Here is a 17274-nt window from a genome sequence, read left to right as displayed (position 1 = left end):
TAATTGAGGTCAAGTATGAAAAACATTTTAATTACAGGTTCTTCGAGTTATGTGGGGAATGCCTTAGGGGACTGGCTTAGAAACTGGCCTGAAGCCTATAATATTGACTTTATCTCAATGAAAAATGCCTCGTGGAGTTTAGTGGATTTAAGTATTTATGACGTTGTTTTTCATGTTGCAGCTATTGTTCACAAGAAAGAAAAAAAGTATATGGAAGAACAGTACTTTGAAGTGAATAGAGATTTAACTTTAGAGTTAGCTAATAAATCAAAACTTGCTGGTGTTAAACATTTCATCTTTATGAGTTCATTTTCAGTATATGGGATTGAAGGTGATATAACTAAAGATATTATGGTATCAGCTAATACTCAGTGCAGCCCGAATTCTTATTATGGAAAGAGCAAATATGAAGCCGAACTAGGACTGCAACTTTTGGAGTCAGAAGAATTTAAGATCTCAATAATAAGAGCTCCTATGATTTATGGACCAAACTCTCCAGGGAATTATGAAAGACTTAGAAAGTTAATTCTGCAAATCAAAATATTTCCTTACATAAATAATCAAAGAAGTATGATCTTTATAGATAATCTTTCTGAGTTCATAAAGTTAACGATAGATAATGGAACAAACGGTGTTTTTTCTCCTCAAAATAAGGAATATGTGAACACCTATGAATTAGTAAAACTGATATCAGAAGAAAATGATGCAAGTACCTTTTATTCAAAAAAATTAGGGGAATTAGTTTTGAAAGTAGGCAAGAAGAAGAGCATTGTCAATAAAATGTTTGGGAACTTAACATATGATTTAAGTATTTCAAATTACTTTGATTATAAATATGCTCTAGTAGACTTTCCAGATTCTATTAAATTATGTGAAAAAACATCTGAAAAGAGTGCTGAAAATTGAAAAGAGATGTACTGATATTATGCCAATATTTTTATCCTGAGTATATTTCATCTGCAACACTCCCCACGGAGATGGCAGAAGATATGGTTGCTAGCGGGCTAACTGTAGATGTTCTTTGCGGTTATCCGTTGGAATATAGTAAAGCAAAGAATTTACCTAAAAAAGAACGTTATAAGCAAATAAATATTAAGCGTATAAAATATATTCAATTGGATAAGAAAAAAACTTTGAATAGGCTTATTAACTATTTTTCTTTCATAGTTAGTATGTTTTTAAAATGGCCTAGTATGCTGAAATATAAAAGTATCATTGTGTACTCTAACCCACCGTTATTACCTATAATCCCAGCTTTATTAAGTGTCATTTTTAGAAGGAAATTCATATTTGTTGCTTATGATATCTATCCTGACTTAGCGGTTCTAATGGATACAATAAAAAAGGGTAGCCTGATCCATAAGATGATGAAAATTACAAATAGGATAGTATATAAGAATGCTGAGCATATAGTTGCTTTGGGTGAAGAAATGAAAAGCTATATGCTGGAAAACAAATTAACTTTATATGAAGAGAAAATTAAGGTAATTCCTAATTGGTATGATGGAACCAAACTGAATTTCCAAAAAGGTATTAGAGTAAAAGAAAATAGGAAGTTCAGAGTGCTTTACAGTGGGAACATGGGGACATGCCAAGATATGGATACAATACTTAACTGTATTTATACTATGAGAAATAATCATAATGTAGAGTTTGTATTAACAGGACACGGGAACAAAGTTAAAGGAATAATCTCATTTATTAAAGAGAAAAACCTTGAAAATGTAGAATTACATGGATTTTTGTTGGGTGAAGAGTATATTAATATGCTCACTTCAGCAGATTGTTATCTGGTGAGTTTGGAACGAGGGGTTGAAGGAATGAGCGTTCCCAGTAAAACTTATGGTTATTTAGCTGCGGGGAGACCACTACTAGCAATAATGTCTTCGACAACAGATATCTCAATGAAAATTATTGATAATGCCGCAGGTTTTTCATTTGAGCAAGGTGAAGTGGATAAACTGGCCCAGGCAATCGAGTATTTATGCAATAATACTGATATTTGTGATGAAATGGGAGCAAATGCCTTCAAAGTTTTCAAAGAGAATTATGAAAGACAAATAAGTACTAACAAATATATAGATTTGATTAAAACATCTGTTATATAAAAATCGTCTGGAAAGTAATATTTAGATTATATTAAGGAGTGGAACTATTTTGTTTACTGGAAAAACGTTATTAATCACTGGTGGAACTGGGTCTTTTGGTAATGCCGTACTTAAGCGTTTCTTAAATACGGAGATTAGTGAAATTAGAATATTCTCACGGGATGAAAAAAAGCAAGATGATATGCGTAAAGAATTAAGAAATGATAAAGTGAAATTCTTCATAGGAGATGTTAGGGACTATAATAGTGTAGCCGCTGCTATGCATAACGTTGATTATGTTTTCCATGCTGCGGCCTTAAAACAGGTTCCTTCATGTGAATTCTTTCCAATGGAAGCTGTGAAAACAAATGTGATTGGTACTGAGAATGTTCTTAATGCAGCAATTGCCTTTGGAGTGAAAAAAGTTGTATGTTTATCAACAGATAAAGCTGTATATCCAATTAATGCAATGGGTATTTCTAAAGCAATGATGGAGAAGGTAATGGTTGCAAAATCAAGAACTGTTTCTCCAGAAAATACTTTAATATGTGGAACTCGTTATGGTAACGTAATGTGTTCCCGAGGATCAGTAATTCCGTTATTCATAGAACAAATTAAAAATTATGAAGATGTAACTATCACTGATCCTGATATGACAAGATATTTGATGTCTTTAGAAGATGCTGTTGAACTTGTACTCTTCGCATTTAATAAAGCCGTACAAGGTGATATCTTTGTGCAAAAAGCTCCTGCATCTACTATAGGAGAGCTCGCGCTCGCGCTAAAGGAATTATTTGAATCGGATAGTAAAACTAAGATTATTGGAACAAGACATGGTGAGAAACTATACGAAACACTGCTTACGCGAGAGGAAATGTCTAAAGCAGACGACTTAGGAAGCTATTATCGAATTTCAGCCGATACCAGAGATTTGAATTATGATAAATTCTTTGAACAAGGTGACAAGGAGATTTCCGAAGGATGGGAATATAATTCTCACAATACTGAAAGATTAGATGTGCCAGGTATTAAAGAACTCTTGTTAAGTCTAGATTTGATTAAAAAAGAACTTAATGGCAGGGGCTAATGAAATGAAGACAATTTTAGTTACGGGGGCATATGGTTTTATTGGTCGTAATTTAATAGCTTCTCTTAAAAGTAAAGAGGATATTGAAATATTAAGAATTGGCTCTAAACATTCTCTAGGGGATTTAGAAGAGTACGCACTTAAAGCAGATTTTATTTTTCACCTTGCTGGGATCAATCGGCCCATGAATGAAGAAGAGTTTATGACTGGCAATTTTGATTATACTCAACATCTGGTAAATATACTGCACTCACACGGTAGGAATACTCCAATTGTATTATCATCTTCTACACAAGCTGAACAAGATAACCCCTATGGGAAGAGTAAGCGTGCAGCAGAAGAGGTGGTACTTTCTTATGGACGGGAAGTAGGGGGGGACACGTTTGTGTACCGATTGCCAAATGTGTTCGGGAAGTGGAGTAAACCTAATTATAATTCTGTAGTTGCAACATGGTGTTTCAATATAAGTAGAGATATACCCATTCAAGTAAATAATCCGGATGCTGAAATAACATTGGTATATATCGATGACGTAGTAGATTCTTTCATGAATAAACTAGATGGTATGAACACGATGAATTCCACTGATTTTTATGAAATTCCTCGTTCTTTCAGTATTAAGCTTAAACATCTAGAAGCTAGCTTGTTAGCGTTTAAGAAAAGTCGGCACACATTAGTTATTTCGGATTTGAAGAATGATTTTGAACGTTTTTTATACAGTACATATTTATCCTATTTACCAGAAGATGATTTTGGATACGATCTGGAAATGAAGCATGATAATAGAGGATGGTTAGCAGAATTTGTTAAAACAGAACATTCAGGGCAAGTCTTCATCTCACGCACTAAGCCGGGAATTACCCGTGGTAACCATTGGCATCATACTAAAGTCGAGAAATTCCTTGTGATCGAGGGAGAAGCTATAGTGAATTTCCGTCATATCGAAAGCGAACAGATTATTGAGTATCCCGTAAATGGGCGACAACTAAAAGTAATAGATATTCCACCAGGCTATACGCACTCCATTACTAACACGGGTACTTCAGACGTTATTACTCTATTTTGGGCAAATGAGTTGTTTAATCCTGATAAGCCAGATACTTATTACTTGGAGGTATAAATATGGAAAAGCTTAAAGTCATGACCATCCTTGGTACAAGACCAGAAATAATTCGGTTATCTGAGTGTATAAAAGCTTGCGATAAATATTTCAATCATATTCTTGTACATACAGGGCAGAACTGGGACTACAATTTAAATGAGGTATTCTTCAATGAACTTGAACTTCGGCAACCTGATTATTTTCTAGAGGCAGTAGGAACTAATCTCGGGGAAACAATGGGTAATATTATTGCCAAATCGTTTGAAGTCCTGGAGAAAGAAAAACCAGATGCTCTTCTAATTTTAGGAGATACTAATAGTGCTCTCAGTGCAATTGCCGCCAAAAGGTTAAAAGTACCTATCTTTCATATGGAAGCTGGGAACAGATGTTTTGACCAGAATGTACCGGAAGAAATTAATCGAAAAATTGTTGATCATATCTCGGATATTAACCTGCCGTATACTGAACATTCGAGGAGATATCTGTTATCCGAAGGCTTCCGTAAAGAACATATCTTTGTAACAGGCTCACCGATGCAGGAAGTGCTACAAGTCCATATGAATAAGATTGATGCAAGTGATGTACTAGAACGTTTAAATCTAGAACCACAGAAATATATAATCGTATCAGCGCATCGTGAAGAAAATATTGATAACGAACAGAACTTTATGTCTCTTATGACTGCAATTAATAAAATTGCTGAGCACTATGAGATGCCAGTTATATATTCTACTCATCCGAGAAGTATGAAGTTTATTCAAAAGCGAAACTTTAAATTCCATCCACTTGTTAATAATATGAAACCATTTGGGTTCTTAGATTATAATAAACTTCAAAAAAATAGTTTTTGCGTTCTTTCTGATAGTGGGACTCTTTCTGAAGAAAGTGCAATGCTTAATTTCCCAGGAGTTCTATTAAGAACTTCAACCGAAAGACCAGAGGTATTAGATAAAGGGACGGTAATAGTTGGAGGAATCAGTGAAACGGAAATTTTACAAGGTATTGAGTTAAGTTCTGAAATGTTGAGTGATAACGCCAAAACTAAATTAGCTATAGACTATGTTGACGATAATGTATCAACTAAAGTAGTGAAAATAATTCAAAGTTATGTAAGTATTATAAATAATATGATCTGGAGAAAAATATGATTAGTGTTATTATCCCGCTGTATAATGTTGAAGATTACATTGAAGCTTGTCTTGATTCTTTTGAACTTCAAAGTAAGAATGTAGAGTTTGAAATAATTATCATTAATGATGGTTCAACAGACGGTTCTCTAGAAATTGTTGAAAGATATATTAAACAATCAGAATTGAAAATAATTATAATTAGTCAGGCCAATGCTGGTGTCAGTAGTGCGCGGAATAGGGGGATTGATGAAGCAAATGGAAAATTTATTTGCTTTGTTGATTCAGACGATCTGGTTCAAAATAATTACTTGGGCAGTATGCTAGATATTATTGAAAATAAAGATTGTGATATGGTAATATGTGCAACATCTTCAGTGGAGGAGGAATTTGTGTTAATTGGGAATAATCAATCATCTTCTCCAATCAATCTTAAAATAATGAACAGTAATGAAGCTCTAAATGGATTTTTGGAAAATAAATTTACAACAGGTGTGTGGTCTTTATTAATAAAAAAAAGCATTCTACTTGATAATAATTTGAGGTTTTCAGATGGATTTAAGTATAGTGAAGATTTAGAAATGGTTTGGAAAATGATCGCTTCATCCGACCTAATAGCTTTAACTAGTGAACCGTTATACATTTATCGAATAAGAAACGGTTCTGCAATGAGCTACGTTGATGAAAGAAGAATGGATGGATTGAAGTTAATGCAAGCACTTGAAAAATATTTTCAAGATAAGAACCCTGTTTTTTATCTTGAGTTTAAAAAATATGGTGTTGCCAGATGGGTGTGGTCTACAATTTGGCAGGTGGCAGTAGCAAGTGTTAATTACAATGCATTTTCGAATTTCTTAAAAGATATTAATACACGAAAATATATGAAAAGTTTATTGAGTTTTTCTCAAACCAAAGTTAAAGTAAGCGCCTTTTTATATTTAGTCAGTCCTAGTGTGTATTTTATAATAGCAAAAGTTAAGGGGAAAGAGAGGTTGAAAAGAAAAATTAACTCTATTACATGAATACAAGCTGAACTATTAGGCAAGTTGATTTGAGAAGTTAAAAGGAGCTCTATATTCAAATGATCATTAAGGGAAATATTACGACTAATAATATACTATATAGACCTATAAAAATTGTAATGATCTATTTCATTGGTTTGATAGTCCTATACATTTGGGGCCCATTTGAATGGCGGACACAAAATCCTCCTGTTTTTTATTTGTATTTATTTCTTTGTCAAAGTTTGATCTACATAGGTTACAAGATAACTATGAATAAACTTTTAAGAAGAAACGAGAGTGTGAAACAAGAGGAAAGTGAATATGTACTCTTCAAGCAAACTACTATTGTGAAATTACTAAAAGTACTTATAGCTGTAAACTTAGTTATGACTGTTCTTATGACACTTAGAAACATTGGCCTTTCATCCTTCTCAATCAACAATCTCTGGAATGAATTTCTGAATGGATTGGAAAACCCTGGATTACAATATGACTCTAAAGTTAATTCTGAAAATTTATTTGGAGGGAATATTCTTGCTCCACTGTCTACACTTACAGCCCCTTTTTTATGGCCTGTTCTCCCTTTGTCCATTATATATTTTAAAAAAATAAATGTTTTCAATAAAGGGTTAGTGCTACTCACAATAATAATTGAATCAGTACGTTGGATATCTACTGGAACTAATAAAGGAATTATTGATTTAATTCTAATTATTTTGTCGGTACTTTTCCTAAAACAGCTTCAAAAATCCTTTCATCTTTCTAATAAAATCAAAGCAAGGAAAAGAAAAGTTGTTGCTGTTACTATTATTGCTATGATTTTAGTGATTATTGGACTATCTGTTTTCCAAAATAATATTTCTTCTAGAATAAATAATAATTATGGAACTGTTTCTGCTATTACAAATAATACAATAATAAACACCAAATCTCCAATTATGAAAATAATGCCGGAAACACTACATCCTTTAGTCATCTATGTAACCTCTTATCTAACACAAGGCTATTATGGATTATCTTTAGCATTGGATGAACCTTATATACCTATGTTCGGAGTGGGTAATTCATATTTTCTAATATCTAATTTTGAAGGGTTACTAAGTAAAGATATATGGAAAAATACATTTCAAGCTAGATTAGCTTATGAGGGCTGGAATCCATTTGTTAACTGGCATAGTATTTACACTTGGCTTGCAAATGACTTTTCATTTCTTGGTGTGTTGATTATTATGTTTTATTTGGGAAAATACTTTGCCGTTGTCTGTTACAAAAGTATTGTACAGAAAGATTCAATAACATCAGTAATACTATGTCTATTATTTATATGTTTTTTTTATTTTTCTTGCAATAATCAAGTACTGTCTATGCCATCAACATTTATGGCATTCTGGGGAATAAATATTTATTGGTTTTATAAGTCGAAAATTAAAAGAAGGGGCTAGCGGGTAGTTCTACTAAATAGAATTGCTTTTGCTTTGAATAAACTAAATGGATGGTGTTTTGAAAAGATCTTTTAAAAACTTTAAATATGTATTTTCTTCTCAACTATTGGTTTTATTACTCAGTTTTATAAAGTCGTTATTTATACCTATGATTCTGACTGTACAAGGGTTTGGATTTTGGCAGATTTATTTATTTTATGCTTCTTATGTAGGGATTTTTGCATTAGGATTTAATGACGGAATTTATTTGAGATATGGTGATTATCAGTATGAAAAACTTCCCCATACGAGATTAAAGATTGCTATTCAAATTCATAGCATTGTAATTTTTCTATTTTTTATAATAGCCTTGATTTTTTCGAGTTTAATTAATGATCCTAATAAACAATTTTCAATGATTTTTGTAAGTATTAATATTTTTGTGCTTGGACTAAATGGAGTATTCATCTACGTAATGCAAATAACGAACCAAATGAAAAAATATAGTTTTTTTGTGATTTTCCCGCAAATAATTTTCGTTCTGGGGACTTTTGGGATGATCCTTTTTAGGAATATTAACTTCGAGATCTTAATTATTATAGATCTTTTCGCTAAAGTTGTAACAGTAATTGGTATGATGCTGTATTGTAAAGAATTGTGGTTTGGACGCATTACAGGATTAAGAGAAGGATTAGAGGAGTATAAAGCCAATGTTTCAGTAGGCATTCAATTAATGTTAGCACAATTAATGGGAATGCTAGTAACTGGTATAGGAAGAATTATTGTTGAATTTTTTGGGAATATAGAAGATTATTCTTACTATTCTCTTGGAATTACAATTACAAATTTGGTTTTGGTATTAATTTCATCTATTAGTATGCTTGCTTATCCCACTTTGAAAAGATTAAATGATAAAAACTATCCATTCTATTATGAAAAAATAAATACATTCCTACAAAGCTTTAGCATAATAGTACCTGTTTTATATTTTTTATCTTCACTATTAATATTTATGTATCTACCGAAATATTTGCCTGTTTTAAAATATTTAAATATCTTATTCGGAGTAATTATTCTTCAGGCGAAGATGCAATTATTAAATAATACCTTTTATAAGGTCTTAAGAAAAGAAACTGAGATGATGAAGGCTAATATTAGTAGTGTTTTACTGTTTACAGTTATGGCAGTTATAGCATTTCCTTTAACAGAAAGTGTAATGAGTATAGCGGTTTGTACACTAATTGTAATGGCGTATAGATGTTATTCAACAGAAGTATATCTAAGAAGAATACTCAAATTGAAAAATTATAAAGGAATTGTATTTGAAGCATTATATATTTTTCTATTCTCCATACTAACGTTTTTATTAAATATGAAAATATCATTTATTTTATATTTTTGTTTTTTGGTTATTATGGTTTATAAGAATCGTTCATTATTGAATAGAATTTTTAAACGGGTTTAATATTTGCTAATTCAAGAAGGTTTATTTTGAAACTCCTTTAAGAACTTATTAAATTTTGAATTCTCAATCAAGACTGAATACCAATGTGTTTTTTTGTTGTATACAAAACTGATTCTATGTGGAGAGATTATAATGGAAAATAAACATATAGTTTTTATCCTTGGTAATTATTACCCGAACTATTCTGCAAATGGACTATGTGTCAAAAATATAATAGATTTTTTAAAACTAAAATATCAAGTTACGGTTATCTGTGAGAAAAGTGAATACATTCAAAATGAACTTGAGGTCTATGATGGGCAATCTATAATCAGAATTGAAACAAAAGACATTAAAAAGAGAAATGAAAATAGGTTTTTATTGAGAAATGAGAAAAAATTACTAAAGAAAAAAGTGATTTACTCACATGTTTTTTTTAATAGAACTTTTAGATACTTAAGTGCTCTTTTAAAAAAAGAAAATATAGAATATAACTCTGTAAATAAGTTTGTTCTGGCATTAGCTAATTTAGAAAAAAAAATTGATATTATAATACCCGTTTGCTTTCCTTATGAAAGTGTGGTTGCTGCTCTAACCTATAAAAAAAATATAGATAACTCTACAGATATTGTTCCTTATTTATTCGATAAATTCAGCATAAGTAATACGTTACATAGAACTAAATGGAATCTTAAAATAAAATTTAAAAAACATTTAGCTCTAGAAAAGTGGATGATGGATAGTAGCACAAAAATTATAGCCACAAGTGATTGGCAAGGGCACATAGAGAAATACTTTAGTGATTATTCTAGAAAAATATATATTTCTGAAATTCCCTCATTAAAACCAATAGATGAAATTTCAACTGGTAAATTTGCCGATAATAAAATTCATTTCGTATATGCTGGCTCTTTAAACCACAATATGCGTTCGCCGAAATATACTTTAGAACTTTTTTCATTATGTATGGAAGAAAATTCTGATTATGTTTTACATATGTATATTGTTGGGAATTGCGAGGGGCTAGTTGATCAGTTCGTTAACAAACATCCTCAACAAATAATAAATTATGGAAGTGTTGAAACTAAGATAGCTCATCAAGCTTTAAAGTCGGCTGATTTTTTATTATCGATCGGAAATATTGATATTACTCAAAAGCCCAGTAAAGTATATGAATACATGTCATGTGGCAAGCCGATTATCCATTTATATAACGATCACAATGACCCTGTAATTGACATTTTAAGTAAATATCCGTATTCCTGCTGTATTAATCAAAATAAATTACTTCTAGAAGAAAATAAGAGAGAGATCATGAATTTTGTTAAGCAATATTCAATGATTCCTCCGTTAGATTTTAGCGAGGTAAGAAAGTTGTTTTACGAAGCTACGCCTGAATTTGTATCGGAGAAAATAGTTGAACTATTAGATATTAAATAACTTTTGTCCAATGTCTTAAATGGTAGTTCTTTATCGCCTGTTGTGAAGTAGCGTTTTTAGGGGGGCAAAAGTCAGTGTGATCAATGGATTAACCTTGCCTACAACTATTTTACTAAGGCTTCAGTATGCTGTCTATTTGATCAAAATAACCAAGGTAAACGAGGTTGGAGATGATCTTAAATCATGTTTCTCTTGTGTATTCTTGGGAAACTTAAGTTTCAAAATGACTATACTCAAGAAAGACTACAAATATAAGCGATAAAATTAAAAGTTTGTTATTAGAGGAGACGTAATGAATAAAATAGAGGTTAATGAATTGAAAAAAATTCAAATCAAAATACTCAATATCTTTGTGGAATTCTGTAAAGAAAATGAAATGGATTATTTTTTATGTGGTGGTACACTAATTGGAGCGGTTAGGCATCAGGGATATATACCTTGGGACGATGATATTGATGTTGCATTACTGAGAGCAGATTATGACAAGTTTATCAAAAAATTTAATGGTTATAACGATTTGTTCAAAGTTCATACTTCAGATAATACGAGTGACTATCCTTATCCGTTCGCAAAAATATCGTTTGTTAAAACTATTATAAAAGAATTTATTGACGAGGATTTAAAAATAGGAGTAAATATTGATATTTTTCCTGTTGATATCTTACCAGATAAAAAAGTGGATCAATTGAAATTATTAAACAGCATTCGTAGATATAGAAATAAGTTAAGTCTTAAATTAATTAGGATCAATAAAAACAGAAGTTTTTTTAAAAATACAATTCTTCTAATCGGTAAGTTAATATATAAATTCGAAAAATCTAGTTATCTTTCCTCAAGTATCAATAAAATAGCAAAGGGGTATATAAACACCAATACGAACTCAATGGGAGTAATTGTTTGGGGGTATGGAGAATGCGAAGTTGTATCAAACAATATTTTTAGTGAAGTAATACCGATGCAATTTGAAGGTGAATATTATAATGTGCCTATTGGATATCATGAATGGCTAACAAGTATATACGGAGAATATATGAAGTTACCACCAAAAGAAAAACAGATTTCACACCATGCATTTGAAGCGTTTTGGATAAAGTAAAGGAGGAGTTAACTTTGAATATAGCCCTAATAATAGCCGGTGGTAGTGGGCAACGGATGAATCAAGATATTCCTAAACAATTTATTAATGTTCGAAATAAACCTGTAATTATATATACGTTAGAAGTTTTTCAAAATCACCCTGATCTTGATGCTATATATGTAGTTTGCATAGATGGTTGGCATGAAATCTTAAGAGCTTATGCTAAACAATTTAATATAACAAAATTAGCAGGTATAGTATCTGGTGGTGAAACAGGACAAGCTTCTATCTATAATGGACTTGTTGTTATCAAAGAAGATTTTGCCGATGAAGATATTGTTTTAGTCCATGATGCGATTCGGCCGATGGTTTCAGAAGAAATTATTTCAGATAATATAGCAGTTTGTAGATTGCATGGCTCGGCCGTGACATCAATTTCTTGCGCTGAAGCATTACTTGAAACTGAAAGTAAAGTCTTTTCTAATTCAATATATGATCGTGAAAAAATAATGAGGACTCAGACTCCACAAGCATTTCCTCTGGGGAAACTAGCAAAAGTACATAAGGAAGCTTTGAGAAGAGGAATTACTAATTCAGTAGCATCTTGTACTTTAATGATTGAATTAGGTCATCAAGTACATTTTTCTGCTGGTTCTGAAAAAAACATAAAATTGACTACTATAGATGATATTGAAATTTTCAAGGCACTCTTAAGTACTAAGAATTCTGATTGGCTGAAGTAGGTGAGGGCATATGCTGTATAATAATAATGATTATAAAATTGATATGAGAACTGTGTTACAAAGCAATATTCCTTTTGAAAAGTTAGATGGCTGTAATGTACTCATAACAGGGGCTTCTGGTATGATTGGTTCGTTTTTATCCGATATTTTAATGTTTTGTAATGAAGAGCGTGCTTATAACATTAATATATTTGTTATGGGTAGAAGTGAAGATAGGTTGAGGAAAAGATTTGAAACACATTATAGAAATACAAATTTTCATATTATCGAGCAAGATGTGAATCTTCCTCTTTTATGTAGCGATAAATTTGATTATATTATTCATGCTGCAAGTAATGCATATCCTGATTTGTTCTCAAAAGATCCTGTTGGTACAATAATGGGGAATATTTGGGGTACGTATAACCTATTAGAATATGCAAGACGAAGTAAATTAGAAAGATTTTTATTTGTTTCTTCAGGTGAAGTCTATGGACAAGGTGCGGAAAATATAATTGAGTTTTTAGAAACATACAGTGGTGAAGTTGATAGCACTAATTTTAGATCATGTTATCCGAATGGAAAAAGGGCTGCTGAAACACTTTGTGCTTCATATTCTCAACAATATGGTTTGGATACAATTATAGCTAGGCCATGTCATATATTTGGGCCTACTTTGACTTTGAATGATAATAGAGCATCCTCCCATTTCATAAATGAAGTCCTTGCTGGTAATGATATTATAATGAAAAGTCAAGGTTCTCAGTTACGATCATATTGCCATGTTGCAGATTGTGTTTCTGGTATATTAACTATTCTTTTAAAGGGCGAAAATGGAAATGCTTATAATATTGCAAATTCAAAATCAAATATAACTATACGTGAATTAGCTGAATGTATAGCGGATATTTCAGGTAAGAAAGTCATATTTAAATTACCAGATGAGGTTGAAAAGGCAAGTTTTAATCCAGTGACGAGATCAGTTTTAAATTCTGAAAAATTGGAAAAATTAGGGTGGTATCCTGAATATGATTTGCGAACAGGGTTGATACGGACAATTAAAATTTTGAAATAAATTTAGAGTTGAGAGGTCTTTAAACGATTTAATGAAAAGTTAATTTATGCTTGTTGAAGGAGCATGAACTTCCTCATTATTTAAGAAGGTAGATTTCTAACAGGCCCACTTGTTAAGGGTACTCAACTTACGCGATACAAACAGATGATTCTGAGGTGTAATTGATGAATAGAAAGAAAATGCTGGTTACCGGAGGTGCCGGTTTCATTGGCGGGAATTTCGTACAGTACATGATCGACAAGTACTCCGATTACGATGTCTATAACCTGGATCTGTTGACCTATGCGGGTGACCTCTCCAAGCACAAGGAGATTGAAGATCGGGATAACTACCACTTCATCCAGGCGGATATTGCTGACCGTGAGGCTATTCAGTCTCTTTTTGAACAAGAGCGATTTGATTATGTAGTTCATTTCGCAGCCGAGAGTCATGTGGATCGTTCGATTACAGATCCAGCGGTATTCGTCCGTACGAATGTGATGGGAACCCAGGTGCTGCTGGAGGCTTCCCGTGCGATTGGAGTGACCAAGTTCGTTCATGTGTCTACGGATGAGGTGTATGGTGAGCTGGACTGGGACCCTGCTGTATTCTTCACAGAAGAAACGCCATTGCAGCCTAACAGCCCTTATAGCGCAAGCAAAGCGTCTTCCGATCTGTTAGTCCGTGCGTATCACGAGACCTTCGGCTTGCCGATGAACATTACCCGTTGCTCCAATAATTATGGCCCGTACCATTTCCCGGAGAAGCTCATTCCCCTGACGATTTCTAAGGTCCTGAATGAACAGAAGGTTCCTGTCTATGGAGATGGGGCGAATATCCGGGATTGGCTGCATGTATGGGATCATTGTGCTGCGATTGACCTGGTGCTGCATGAGGGCGTAAGCGGTGAGGTGTACAACGTAGGCGGGCATAATGAACGCACCAATCTTGAGGTTGTGAAGACGATTATTCATACCTTGGGGAAATCTGAGGATTTGATTGAATTCGTTGCCGACCGGCTGGGTCATGATAAACGTTATGCGATTGATCCGGCTAAGCTGGAGAGATTGGGCTGGAAGCCTACGTATACCTTCGAAACAGGAATCGCGCAGACCATCCAGTGGTATACGGAGAATGCACAGTGGTGGGAACAGATTCTTAGCGGCGAGTACAGGAATTAGATTATGAGCCGTAACCCAATTAGAACGAAGATGGGCAAGCGCAGAAAAAGAATTCTCTTTCTGTACTTGTCCCTTCTGTTAATGGTCTTGCTGCTCCTGTGCGCAGGGCGTTTCCTTCCCGTATCCGAGGCTCCGAAGCAAGCGGACGTAATCATCATCCTCAGTGGAGGGGGAGGCCGGGTGGAACAAGGGGTTAAGCTGTTTCAAAAAGGCTATGCGCCGCAGCTCCTGCTGTCTAACGCTAAGGAGGGGGCCGGCTTTGCCGGTGACATGCGCGAAACGGCCCTCTCCTTGGGCATCCCGGAATCTGCCATTCTTACCGAGGACGCTGCCGAGAGCACCTACCAGAACGCGCAGTTCACGCTCCCGATCATGCAGCAGAAGGGATTCAAGTCGGCGATTGTGGTGTCGTCGGATTTTCATATGCGGCGGGTGAAGTTTATCTTCGATCATGTGTATAAGAAGTCGGGGATTGAGCTGACTTATATCGGGGCGGACTCGGGCTATAACGCGAAGGCGTGGTGGAGTGACCGGTATAGCCGGGAGACGACTTTTAACGAATATATCAAGATGATTGGCAATGCCTTCGGCTACAATGGCCCGGAAGCGAAGGGTTCGCTGGAGCAGATTAAGCGCTGGTTCCGCAGTGGGTGAAGCAGGGGGAACAGTAGAGGCAGCGGCTTTGCAATTGTGATACCGGGACGACAGAGACCTTATGAGACCAATAGGGTCTCTATTTTTTTGCCCTCATGGCAAACGGGTTGCCTGTAGTTCACGGATTAGACTAATCTGTAGTATCCTATGTTATTGACCATTGGAATAATGTGACATATTATTACAACTATACAACAAACAAATAATTTTTGGATTCCAGTTAGGTGGTGTTTGCATGGTCCCTATTAGAACTATGGTTCGCGATCAATTAGCGTTGTATTTGTCGCAGAAGGGAATGCCTATTAATCAATTCTCGGGCCAATCCGGAATTAATTCAGGAACGCTCAGCCGGATACTTAGTGGTCACCAGCCCATTGCTATGAACCATTTGGAGCGAATCACCAAGGCGATGGATCTGCCTGAGGATCATTTCTACAGCTTATACGTGGATGAATGTTTCTATTTCTCGTCACCTACCTGGCGGCGTCTGCGGCCTTTTCTTGTGCGCTCAGCTGAGCTGGGCCGTCTGGATTGCGTTGAACAGGTGGTTCAGAATCTGCTAGAGAATCTGGTCTATGCTCCCATGTTGTTCGAAGTGGCTGAAGGCCTGTTTCAAGAGGGGCTGTGGCAAGCTGCCGAATTGCTGTATAAGAATGTGAGCGCCAGTGAGAAGTATCAGAATTCCGAGCGACTCGCGTTATGCCAATACCGATTGTTCCGTATCGCCATTGGTGACGATCAGGCGCGGAATTTACAGGCTGCGCATCTCTTCGAATGTTACCTGGACCGGCTGGATGAAGCGGATCAATTGGAGGGATTGAAGCATCTCGCTCATGTATATGTTTCATTGCATAAGTGGCATAAGGTGGATGAGCTGGCGAAGAAGATGCTGCAATTAGCGACTCTTCGTTATAATTTCCAGTGTCAGTCGGACCGTATAGAGAGTAGCGAGAGAAAAACCGAGAAACCCCTGTACTTCTACATCCTGTATGCACAGCTTATCCGTTCAAATGTGTGTGAGCAAATAGGAGACTACCCATCGGCATTAGATTGGGTATCCCTCTATATGGATGGAAGCTGGATACAGGAGGACAATGAAGAAGTGAAGCGGACTGTGGCTCAGTTCCAGGAGTGGGGTACCGCGAATAGACTGCTCTATCGGGTAATGGCTGGACAATATGAGGCTCTATCTGAATATGTCGAATATATCTCCCATCGACCAGATGAGATATTTGTAGCGTTATACAATATTATCTTATCGGCTAACCGTTATGACTGGAATGTTGATCATATTATGGAGCAGTTTGCTTCCTATGTTCCTTACCGGACAAATCTTGCAGAGTATGGCATTCTTCATAACAAACAAGTCATAGCCAACCAATACTCGCAATTTCTTTCTGAAATGGCATTCTATTATTTACATAATAAGCGCGAAGAAGGAATTAGATTCATCCTGCAAAGTATGGAATCATCTGCTAGAATCAATAACGAGAGCAATATTCTCAAATGTGTTGATCTATTCGAACAGCATCGGCATCTGGCAGATGAAGAAGAGAAAGAGCAATACAAACTTCTAATTAGAGAGGTGCAGGATTCACATGAAAAGGAAATTTATCAAGTTTCTAGCTTCCTGTAGTCTGGTTATTGTAATTATTATACCGGTTGGTAGTACTGAGCCCGTAGCAAACAGCAGCACTCCAACTCGGATTCAAACTATGGGTCACGGTATAGGTGATGGTTGATGCTTACCGGGCAGCAAATACATTAAAATGATTGGCAATGCCTTCGGCTACAATGGCCCGGAAGCGAAGAGTTCGCTGGAGCAGTTTAAGCGCTGGTTCCGCTGATAAGGCACGACACCTTCGCGATGGAT

At 34.8% G+C, this 17274-nt stretch carries 15 protein-coding genes; all 15 read left to right on the top strand.

Going from position 1 to position 17274, the window contains the following annotated elements:
* The first annotated feature begins 15 nt into the window (after window positions 1-15).
* The 15 genes from NST43_RS24455 (at window position 16) to NST43_RS24385 (ending at window position 17037) form a co-directional block, all read left to right on the top strand.
* Window positions 16-906, top strand: a complete 891-nt coding sequence (locus NST43_RS24455; protein ID WP_339219905.1) for an NAD-dependent epimerase/dehydratase family protein — start codon at window positions 16-18, stop codon at window positions 904-906.
* The gene (locus tag NST43_RS24450) at window positions 903-2108 is read left to right on the top strand and encodes a glycosyltransferase family 4 protein (protein ID WP_339219904.1); all 1206 of its coding nucleotides are present in this window, start codon (window positions 903-905) and stop codon (window positions 2106-2108) included. Before NST43_RS24455 ends, NST43_RS24450 begins: the two co-directional genes overlap by 4 nt.
* 49 nt (window positions 2109-2157) lie before the next feature.
* Complete coding sequence (locus NST43_RS24445) at window positions 2158-3174, top strand: nucleoside-diphosphate sugar epimerase/dehydratase (protein ID WP_339219903.1); 1017 nt, start codon at window positions 2158-2160, stop codon at window positions 3172-3174.
* 4 nt (window positions 3175-3178) lie between these two features.
* A complete protein-coding gene (locus NST43_RS24440) occupies window positions 3179-4294 on the top strand; it encodes an NAD-dependent epimerase/dehydratase family protein (protein ID WP_339219901.1) in 1116 nt (371 codons plus the stop codon).
* A 2-nt stretch (window positions 4295-4296) separates the two neighbouring features.
* Window positions 4297-5424, top strand: a complete 1128-nt coding sequence (gene wecB / locus NST43_RS24435; protein ID WP_339219900.1) for a UDP-N-acetylglucosamine 2-epimerase (non-hydrolyzing) — start codon at window positions 4297-4299, stop codon at window positions 5422-5424.
* The gene (locus NST43_RS24430; protein WP_339219899.1) at window positions 5421-6425 is read left to right on the top strand and encodes a glycosyltransferase; all 1005 of its coding nucleotides are present in this window, start codon (window positions 5421-5423) and stop codon (window positions 6423-6425) included. Before wecB ends, NST43_RS24430 begins: the two co-directional genes overlap by 4 nt.
* Before the next feature lie 251 nt (window positions 6426-6676).
* Window positions 6677-7849 (top strand): hypothetical protein, encoded by a 1173-nt coding sequence (locus NST43_RS24425; RefSeq protein WP_339219897.1) that lies wholly within the window; start codon window positions 6677-6679, stop codon window positions 7847-7849.
* A 46-nt stretch (window positions 7850-7895) separates the two neighbouring features.
* On the top strand, window positions 7896-9293 hold the full coding sequence (locus tag NST43_RS24420; RefSeq protein WP_339219895.1) for an oligosaccharide flippase family protein: 1398 nt from the start codon (window positions 7896-7898) through the stop codon (window positions 9291-9293).
* A gap of 132 nt (window positions 9294-9425) precedes the next feature.
* Complete coding sequence (locus NST43_RS24415) at window positions 9426-10712, top strand: hypothetical protein (RefSeq protein ID WP_339219894.1); 1287 nt, start codon at window positions 9426-9428, stop codon at window positions 10710-10712.
* 292 nt (window positions 10713-11004) lie between these two features.
* Window positions 11005-11808 carry a LicD family protein gene (locus NST43_RS24410; protein ID WP_339219892.1) on the top strand — a complete coding sequence of 268 codons (804 nt, stop codon included), beginning with the start codon at window positions 11005-11007 and terminating at the stop codon, window positions 11806-11808.
* 14 nt (window positions 11809-11822) lie between these two features.
* Window positions 11823-12533: an IspD/TarI family cytidylyltransferase gene (locus tag NST43_RS24405; RefSeq protein ID WP_339219891.1), complete on the top strand. Its 711-nt coding sequence runs from the start codon at window positions 11823-11825 to the stop codon at window positions 12531-12533.
* 10 nt (window positions 12534-12543) lie between these two features.
* The gene (locus NST43_RS24400) at window positions 12544-13587 is read left to right on the top strand and encodes an NAD-dependent epimerase/dehydratase family protein (protein ID WP_339219889.1); all 1044 of its coding nucleotides are present in this window, start codon (window positions 12544-12546) and stop codon (window positions 13585-13587) included.
* Window positions 13588-13751: 164 nt separating this feature from the next.
* Window positions 13752-14747: a dTDP-glucose 4,6-dehydratase gene (gene rfbB / locus NST43_RS24395; RefSeq protein ID WP_339219887.1), complete on the top strand. Its 996-nt coding sequence runs from the start codon at window positions 13752-13754 to the stop codon at window positions 14745-14747.
* A gap of 30 nt (window positions 14748-14777) precedes the next feature.
* On the top strand, window positions 14778-15401 hold the full coding sequence (locus NST43_RS24390; protein ID WP_339219885.1) for a YdcF family protein: 624 nt from the start codon (window positions 14778-14780) through the stop codon (window positions 15399-15401).
* Between the two features lie 235 nt (window positions 15402-15636).
* On the top strand, window positions 15637-17037 hold the full coding sequence (locus tag NST43_RS24385) for a helix-turn-helix transcriptional regulator (RefSeq protein WP_339219883.1): 1401 nt from the start codon (window positions 15637-15639) through the stop codon (window positions 17035-17037).
* Window positions 17038-17274: the final 237 nt, after the last annotated feature.

Source organism: Paenibacillus sp. FSL H8-0332 (assembly GCF_037963835.1).
Classification (GTDB): Bacteria; Bacillota; Bacilli; order Paenibacillales; family Paenibacillaceae; genus Paenibacillus_AQ; species Paenibacillus_AQ rhizoplanae.
This window is presented reverse-complemented; position numbering and strand designations above follow the sequence as displayed.